The organism is Nostoc sp. (assembly GCF_035638895.1).
GTDB lineage: Bacteria > Cyanobacteriota > Cyanobacteriia > Cyanobacteriales > Nostocaceae > Nostoc.
In genome coordinates, this window is record NZ_DASQZC010000478.1 from 1 (window position 1) to 8,336 (window position 8,336).

At 42.8% G+C, this 8,336-nt stretch carries 6 protein-coding genes and 1 pseudogene; 5 read left to right on the plus strand and 2 right to left on the minus strand.

Features of this window, described 5'->3' with window-relative positions; genetic code table 11:
• Window positions 1–57: 57 nt before the first annotated feature.
• The 3 genes from VE944_RS24050 to VE944_RS24060 all read left to right on the plus strand — a co-directional run bounded on the left by VE944_RS24050 (window position 58) and on the right by VE944_RS24060 (window position 3,817).
• Complete coding sequence (locus VE944_RS24050; RefSeq protein ID WP_324982981.1) at window positions 58–1,539, plus strand: leucyl aminopeptidase; 1,482 nt, start codon at window positions 58–60, stop codon at window positions 1,537–1,539.
• Between the two features lie 263 nt (window positions 1,540–1,802).
• The gene (locus tag VE944_RS24055) at window positions 1,803–2,906 is read left to right on the plus strand and encodes an iron-containing redox enzyme family protein (protein WP_324982984.1); all 1,104 of its coding nucleotides are present in this window, start codon (window positions 1,803–1,805) and stop codon (window positions 2,904–2,906) included.
• Window positions 2,907–3,121: 215 nt separating this feature from the next.
• Window positions 3,122–3,817 carry a class I SAM-dependent methyltransferase gene (locus VE944_RS24060; protein WP_324982986.1) on the plus strand — a complete coding sequence of 232 codons (696 nt, stop codon included), beginning with the start codon at window positions 3,122–3,124 and terminating at the stop codon, window positions 3,815–3,817.
• Window positions 3,818–3,942: 125 nt separating this feature from the next.
• Here VE944_RS24060 and VE944_RS24065 read toward each other — a convergent pair whose 3' ends face one another.
• Together VE944_RS24065 and VE944_RS24070 are read right to left on the minus strand one after the other, a co-directional pair.
• Window positions 3,943–5,058, minus strand: coding sequence for a hypothetical protein (locus tag VE944_RS24065; RefSeq protein WP_324982989.1), 1,116 nt, complete (start codon window positions 5,056–5,058; stop codon window positions 3,943–3,945).
• A gap of 77 nt (window positions 5,059–5,135) precedes the next feature.
• A pseudogene (locus VE944_RS24070) lies at window positions 5,136–5,343 on the minus strand (glycerophosphodiester phosphodiesterase); the annotation flags it as partial.
• A gap of 506 nt (window positions 5,344–5,849) precedes the next feature.
• On the opposite strand from VE944_RS24070, the gene VE944_RS24075 reads away from it, so the two are divergent.
• Together VE944_RS24075 and ligA are read left to right on the plus strand one after the other, a co-directional pair.
• Window positions 5,850–6,914, plus strand: a complete 1,065-nt coding sequence (locus tag VE944_RS24075; protein WP_322645789.1) for a vWA domain-containing protein — start codon at window positions 5,850–5,852, stop codon at window positions 6,912–6,914.
• An 86-nt stretch (window positions 6,915–7,000) separates the two neighbouring features.
• Window positions 7,001–8,336, plus strand: a 1,336-nt coding sequence (gene ligA / locus VE944_RS24080) for an NAD-dependent DNA ligase LigA (RefSeq protein WP_324982995.1), incomplete at its 3' end; no start/stop codon positions are given.

Here is an 8,336-nt window from a genome sequence, read left to right on the forward strand (position 1 = left end):
AAACAAGAAATTTGAGCAATACTGGTACAAGAAGGAATATTTACACAAAATCCCAACATGACAATTCAACCTAGTGATAAGCCTTTGCTAGAGTGGGCAGGCGATAGTTTGGCAATTGGATTATTTGAAGATGCAGTAGAGTTAACTGGAGAATTGGCAACTTTAGATCAAAAGTTTTCTGGGGTATTAAAAGAACTAATTGCTGAAGAAGAATTTAAAGGTAAAGCCAATAGTACTATCTTCACTCGTGTTAATCCTGGTAGCCCAGTGCGGAAATTGATTTTGGTAGGCTTAGGTAAACCAGATGCACTAAAACTTGACACTTTGCGACGCGCTGCTGCTGCTGTAGCCAGAGTGGCAAAAAAGCAAAAAAGCAAAATTTTGGGATTTAATTTCCCATTGTGGAATAACGATCCAGCCGCAAGCGCCCAAGCGATCGCAGAAGGTATAGAATTGGCGCTTTACCAAGATATTCGCTTTAAATCAGAACCAGAAGATAAAGGTTCTCAAATAGAAACCGTAGATTTACTAGGATTCAGTGGACAAGAAGCAGCCATCACCCGCGCCAATCAAATTGTGTCAGGCGTAAACTTGGCACGGGAGTTAGTAGCAGCACCAGCTAATGCAGTAACACCAATTACTTTGGCAGAAACTGCTCAAGCGATCGCTAAAGACCACGGTTTACAAGTAGAAATTCTAGAAAGAGAAGACTGTGAAAAATTGGGTATGGGTGCTTTTTTGGGAGTAGCCCAAGGTTCCGAGTTGCCACCTAAATTCATTCACCTGACTTACAAGCCAGAAGGTACACCCAAAAAGAAACTAGCAATTATTGGCAAAGGTGTAACCTTCGATTCCGGTGGACTCAACATTAAAGGTGCAGGTAGCGGCATCGAAACCATGAAAATGGATATGGGCGGTGCAGCTGCTACCTTGGGCGCGGCAAAAGCAATTGCTCAAATTAAGCCAGATGTTGAGGTTCACTTTATCTCGGCGGTGGCTGAAAACATGATTAGCGGTCGCGCCATGCACCCTGGAGACATTCTTACAGCATCAAACGGCAAAACAATCGAAGTTAACAACACCGACGCTGAAGGACGTTTAACCCTAGCAGATGCCTTGGTGTATGCCGACAAATTGGGATTAGATGCGATCGTGGATTTAGCCACCCTAACCGGCGCTAACGTCATAGCCTTGGGTGAGGATATTGCTGGTTTGTACACTCCCGATGATGCTGTAGCTTCCCAGCTAGAAAAAGCTGCCCAAACTTCAGGAGAAAAGATTTGGCGGATGCCAATGGAAGAAAAATATTTTGAAGGGCTAAAGTCTGGCATTGCGGACATGAAAAATACTGGCCCGCGTCCAGGTGGTTCTATTACCGCCGCCCTTTTCCTTAAGCAATTCGTCAAAGATACACCTTGGGCACACTTAGATATTGCTGGCCCAGTGTGGACAGATAAAGAAAATGGCTACGACAGCGCGGGGGCAACCGGCTACGGCGTTCGGACGCTAGTTAATTGGGTAGAAGGGAGTGGGGAGTAGGGAGTAGGGGGAGCAGGGGGAGCAGGGGGAGCAAGGGACAAGGGGACAAGGGGACAAAAGTGTAGAACTTACAACCAGTCTTTCCCCTTGTCCCCAATTCTCCTTGTCCCCAAGTCCTCTTGCCCAATGCCCCTTTTCTTTGTTCCCCTAAACTTAATTTTTCTTTATAACCAAGGAAAGAGGTAGAGAAAGCTACTTGTGTGGGAAGTTAAGTATTAGAGGTGAAAATAATTTTTCACTTTTCCAATGCTACCGAAGATTCCATGCAAAGCAATTTAGTTATATTTCCTAACGCTGAGGCTGCAAAAAAGAGTACGCAAGAAGAAGGAACAATTACCAAGTACGACAGGGCTGAGGAGCAATTTATAAAACTGCTAGCAACGGAGGATTTAGATCATCAACTAGATGTAAAACCTGGAATAGCTAGTGAGTTTGAACAGGCACTCTCAAAGGCAATTCGCGCTGCTTATAAAAACGATCGCTCTGATGAACAGGCTCACCGTTTTCTCCAACGGATACTTTATCGAATTAATCGGCTAAAGCTGTTCTGGTATGACGATTTGCGGCACTATACTAATGAGCGATCGCTTTACTTGTACTCATGTCGTGACCAAATTGAAGCTGCTTGGCAACAGTGGGAACTGGCACAAATCGATCTAGCTGCACTGCAACAACTGGACGTAAAACAAGCTTTAATTGAGCGTGCATCTGCCGATTTAGATCCGCTTTTGTCAGACAGTAGCCGCTACATTCGGGAAGAAATGACTGAATCTGGCTATCGTCACCTGCTAGCGATCGGCTCCTTTGATGGCTTAGTTGAAGGTAGTCGTCTTTGCTACGTATTGGGTGGAGCTGCTAATGAAATGCAGTGTACGCTGGTGCGAGTATTACTAGAAGAATACGGTAATGGTCGTTTATCCCGCAAGCACTCTACATTTTTTGCTCAAATGCTGGCTGAGTTTGGGATGAACACTGAACCAGAAGGATACTTTGATTTAGTACCTTGGGAAGTCCTAGCTTGCGCTAATCATAACTTTCTGACCACCGATCGCAAACGCTATTTCTTACGTTATTGTGGTGCGTTGACATATTTTGAGGTGGCTGGCCCTGCGGCTTACAAAAACTATCTGGCGGCGGCGCAACGATTGGGGCTGTCAGAGGCGGCGATGGGTTATTGGGAACTGCATATCAGGGAAGATGAGCGTCACGGCCGTTGGATGTTGGATGATGTGGCTTTGCCTTTGGCAGAACGATATCCCAATGATGCCTGGGAATTAGTACTTGGGTATGACCAAGAAAAACTAATGGGCGATCGCGCCGGTATTGCTGTTGTGCGATCAATACGTGAAGCAAAACAATCTGTCTGACTCATCTAATAAATCTAAAAAATTAGAAATAGCAGATTTTTTCTGGTGTTTGTAATTTCACATTTTTAAATCATTGTATTGCTAATCTACCTACAATCCAATTTCTTTAGTGAGGACTTCTTTACTAAAGGAAGGGTTATTTATTTCCTTAATATTAAGGTATTAAATGACCTTCTATTACATTGATTATACCTTACACATTGAAGTGCAGTCAAATGAAAGATATCTTTTTTTGCCCTGAAGAATCTAATTTTTACTCAAACTGTTTAGAAAACTTTGTTCTCAGAAATTGTAAAAATTATGAATCTATTGTGGAGTTTGGCTCAGGAGATGGCAGCCCTGTCATTAATTCCTTATTAAGAAATAACTTCGATGGCGTCATTCAGGGATTTGAATTAAATACTTCTGCATGGAAAGTAGCAAATTCAACCATTGATGAATATAATCTCACTAATAAATATATAATCCATAATTCATCTTTGTTTAATTCTTCTCAACCCGATGCCGAGTATCTTGTAGCCAATCCGCCCTATCTCCCGGCTCCAGATAATGATATTTATATGCCGCTCTTATTTGGGGGCGTGGATGGAGCCACAGTTACGAATGATCTTTTGTCGTTAGGTTACGAAAATGTGTTGGTTTTAATATCTAGTTTTTCTAATCCAACAAGTACGCTAAACCTAGCCAAAGAAAATGGTTATTGTGTTCAAAATTTCATGGTGTTACCTTTACAGTTCGGCTACTATAGCTCCGATCCCAAGGTAAAGAACCACATAGAAGAACTCCGAAAAAACAACATGGCATTTTATTCTGGCGATTATTATTTTCTAGCTGGCGTTTTATTTAACAAATGCCAGGATTCTGTAATTGATTTATCTAATCAATTGGCTCAGGTTATGACTAGTTTGTGAAAACAAATACGCTTATGCAATCCCCATCTTAGGAGTACCTTGTTCGCGTAGCGTCTGTCTGCGACACGCTGCGCGAACGTAGAGAAGATGGGGACTTTTGCCACACGTTATATCAATCCCTATTCTCAAGTAATCCCTTTATTTACCTGAAGCTTTTGTTGTATGACTGCACTGCTAGAGTTACGTTTGCCCTTGAGTGCTGCAAATAAAGTTACAACAGCACCAAACGACAAAATAGGAACGCCTGAAGTTGGTTCAGGTACAGAAACAGATGAGGTTGGCGTCAAGAGGAAGGCGCGTAATTCACCATTAACTGCACCACGACCGACAATTTGTCCCTTATTATTAATCGCAGATGCTGCTGTCAAGGTAAAGCCAGCGTCTGAACCAGGAGCAATCAGGTCATTTAAGTCGTACAGAGTGTTATCACTATAAAGAAAAGCCCGCAAACCATTGCCATCTGGTGCAAAAAAGTTAGGATTAGTGCCAGAAAACCCGACTGCTTGACCTAAATTATTGATCCCCCCACCAAAACTAAACAAATCTGTAGGACGTAACTTACCAAGGTCTTGGAGTCCGGTGTTGGAACTGTACAGAAAAGCATGACTATCATCTACTCCAGTAAGTCCCGAACCACCTACCACTTGTCCTGAGTCATTAATATCATTGGCTACGCTGTACCCATCACCTGGCAAAGTTCCCAAGTTAGTAGTTTGGCCGTTTTGGTACAGAAAAGCTGTGTTTGAATTGAGAATGCCTACTACTTGTCCCAAGTTATTTAAACCGTAGGCAACAGTACCAGGAGTTCCTATGCTGGTTGCTATACCATCACTATATAAAAAAGGGCCAAGTCCCGTTGCTCCCCCTACTATTTGGGTGCGATCGTTAATGGCATAAGGAATAGCGTCTCGGATAGGGAGGGGTTGGGTGATGCCATTGCTGTATAGGAAAGGGTTATTTCCAGTAAAGTTATTACTACCAACCGAATTACCAACTACTTGCCCCAAGTTATTGATACTAGTTACTGCAAGTTGATTATCGCCAGGTAGGGGACTAATTTTTTTAAGTGAACCATTGCTGTAAAAAAAAGAACGCCCCGAAGAATTAATGGCTACCTCACCTAAGTCATTGATGTCTGTAGCAAAACTGAAGGTTTCTCCTGTAAGACGGCCTAAGTCAGTAACTGAGTATAGAGATACTGCCAACGCCGACTTGGATGCAGTAAAACTGATTGCGGTCAAGGTTATTGCTGTTATACAGGATTTCCACTTAAGTAAAAGCATGTGACTTTTCCGTAATTTTTTATTCCCTTACAAAATTACCACTGAACAGTAGAGTTAAAACCTGCCGTATCTGGATAGTCGCTAAATACTCTATCAACACCTAAGCTAAAAAATAGTTCATATTCCCCTTGGGGATTTCCTTGAAAGTCTAGTGGCAAAAAACAGTCTTCATTGCGGAAAGTCCAGACCTAGCAAACCAGTCGCATGAGCATCGATGACTAAAGATGTTGGCGATCGCTTCTTCGTAGCGTTGTAATTCATTTAATGCAATTCCTCTACCTCGCCAGCCTTCTGAATCTTGGGGGGTAAGTGCGATCGCTATTCAATAAACGACTGCCCGAATTCAATAAACGGCTGCCCGAATTCAATAAACAACTGCCCGAATTCAATAAACGACTGCACAAATTCAATAAACGACTGCACAAATGCAAAATTTGCCCTCATCCCCCAACACCTTCTCTCAAAATTGGGAGAAGGGGAGCCAAATTTCAAGTCCCTCTCCCAAGCTTGGCAGAGGGATTTAGGGTGAGGGCTTTTAATTCATGCAAGAAGTCTTGTCGTAGCCATATCATTAATAAATCTTGCACTACGTTTCTATCCCGCCTCGGAATGAATTCCGAGTCTCAGAGCCACTGAACTTTAGTTCTGGGCGAGATATCGGTTTGATTCTCCACCAATGATTTTAACCATAGTTGCGTGCCATTTGTAACTTTGTAAGTTAAAAATTAAATATTAATTTAGGTGAGCGGATGACAAGTAATAATATTGAGATTGTTTTCAGTTTTGATACAACTGGGAGTATGTACCCTTGCCTTACTCAAGTACGGCGAAAAATCAAAAATACCGTTACCAGACTGATAGACGAAATTCCCTTAATTAAAATTGGGATTATTGCTCATGGTGACTATTGTGATGCAGGTTCAACTTATGTCACCAAAATATTTAATATATCCGGTGATGTTGATGCTATTTGTGATTTTGTGCAAAATGTCGAACCTACTGGTGGCGGAGATGCACCAGAATGTTACGAATTGGTGTTACATGAATCCCAATCTTTATCTTGGTCAAAGTCAGCAACAAAATCACTGGTTTTGATTGGCGATGATATTCCCCATCCTCCAGCACACAATCCTAAAAAACTGAATTGGCGCAAAGAGTTAGATAAATTAGCTGAGGCAGAAATTACAGTTTACGGAGTTCAGGCACTCAATCGCCCTCATGCCACTCCTTTTTATCAAGAACTTGCAGAAAAGTCTGGCGGTTTTCATATCAACTTAGACCAGTTTTCCTATATTAGTGATTTGTTTTTAGCAGTTTGCTACCAACAATCTTCTAACGATCAGCTACAAGCTTATGAACAAGAAGTCATTGACCAAGGACGCATGAGCCGTGGGTTAAATAAAATATTTAACACCATGATGAACCGGGAAGCAACATCTTATTACGAATCGGCTGATTTACGGGCAGTTTCTCCAGGGCGTTTCCAGATTTTAGAGGTTGAACAAGATATATCAATTAAAGCGTTCGTATTAGAAAATGGTTTAAGTTTTAAAGTTGGGCGGGGTTTCTACGAATTTACAAAAACAGAAACTATCCAGGCTCAAAAAGAAATTATCTTAATGGATCGGGCAACTGGTGATTTATTTGAAGGAGGTGCAGCACGAGAAATGTTAGGTCTACCGATGGATGCAACGATTCGGATTAAACCAAGTAACCTAGAAAAGTATGTTGTGTTTGTCCAAAGTACCTCTGCTAATCGTAAACTGATTGGCAAAACTCGATTTTTATATGAAGTCGAAGACTGGGATCGCTAAATCCCAACGACTACAAGTCACGGCTACCCAAACAAAGCCTGCTCATGCAGGCTATTCTATTCGCTAGGTATTTTGTAATAAGTCTAATGACCCAGATTAAGCCGGAAGTAAAACGTATAGAAGAACTGCGCCAGTTATTGCAACAAGCAAGCTTCGCTTATTACGTTTTAGATGCTCCAATTATGGAGGATGCAGTCTATGACCAGCTATATCGAGAATTGCAACAACTGGAAATTCAATATCCAGAATTGGCGACTCCCGATAGTCCGACTATGCGCGTGGGTGAAAGACCAGCAACGCAGTTTACCTCGGTGCGGCATAATATCCCCCTGTACAGCCTGGAGAATGCATTTAATATCGATGAGTTGCAAGCCTGGGATCAGCGTTGGCGGCGACAAGTACCGAAAATAGACTCGGTGGAATATGTCTGTGAACTCAAAATTGATGGTTCTGCTTTGGCTCTGACCTATCAAGATGGCATTCTAGTTAGGGGTGCAACTAGGGGTGATGGGGTGACGGGTGAAGATATTACCCAAAATGTGCGGACAATTCGCTCAATTCCCTTGCGTTTGAATTTTGAAGGGTTAGAAATTCTAGAAAGGGTGGAAGTACGCGGCGAGGCGTTTTTACCGTTGGAAGTATTTAAACAAATTAACGAGGAAAGACAAAAAGCAGGTGAGCAATTATTTGCCAATCCCCGTAATGCCGCAGCTGGTACACTCAGACAACTAGACTCGCGCATTGTCGCTAAACGGCGGTTAGATTTCTTTGGCTACACCTTGCACATTCCTGGTAGAGATGACGCCAGTATTGCCAATACTCAATGGGAAGCATTGGAGTTATTAGAAAAGATGGGTTTTCGAGTCAACCCCAACCATAAATTGTGTGCTTCGATCGCAGAAGTGGCAAAATATTATGAATACTGGGATACGGAGCGGCTGAATTTACCCTACATGACTGATGGGGTAGTAGTAAAGCTGGATTCTTTTAAACTTCAGGAACAGCTAGGGTTTACCCAGAAATTCCCTCGCTGGGCGATCGCGTTAAAGTACCCAGCTGAAGAAGCACCCACTCGTGTAGAAAATATTGCTGTAAATGTCGGACGAACGGGAGCGTTAACGCCATTAGCCGAGATGCGCCCTGTACAACTGGCGGGGACAACAGTTTCTCGCGCTACTTTACACAACAGCGATCGCATTACTCAATTAGACATCCGCATTGGCGATACTGTCATTGTCCGCAAAGCTGGGGAAATCATCCCAGAAGTGCTGAGGGTACTCAAAGAACTCCGTCCCTCTGACACTGAACCTTTCGTTATGCCCACCCATTGCCCAGTCTGTGGTCAACTAGTGGTGCGAGAATCAGGTGAGGCGGTGACTCGGTGCGTCAATGCTTCCTGTGCAGCGATTCTCAAAGGTTCCA

What these genes read in the sequence shown, in the direction of transcription:
- VE944_RS24050 (WP_324982981.1), top strand. Translation starts at nt 58, where the DNA reads ATGACAATTCAACCTAGTGATAAGCCTTTGCTAGAGTGGGCAGGCGAT.
- VE944_RS24055 (WP_324982984.1), top strand. Translation starts at nt 1,803, where the DNA reads ATGCAAAGCAATTTAGTTATATTTCCTAACGCTGAGGCTGCAAAAAAG.
- VE944_RS24060 (WP_324982986.1), top strand. Translation starts at nt 3,122, where the DNA reads ATGAAAGATATCTTTTTTTGCCCTGAAGAATCTAATTTTTACTCAAAC.
- VE944_RS24075 (WP_322645789.1), top strand. Translation starts at nt 5,850, where the DNA reads ATGACAAGTAATAATATTGAGATTGTTTTCAGTTTTGATACAACTGGG.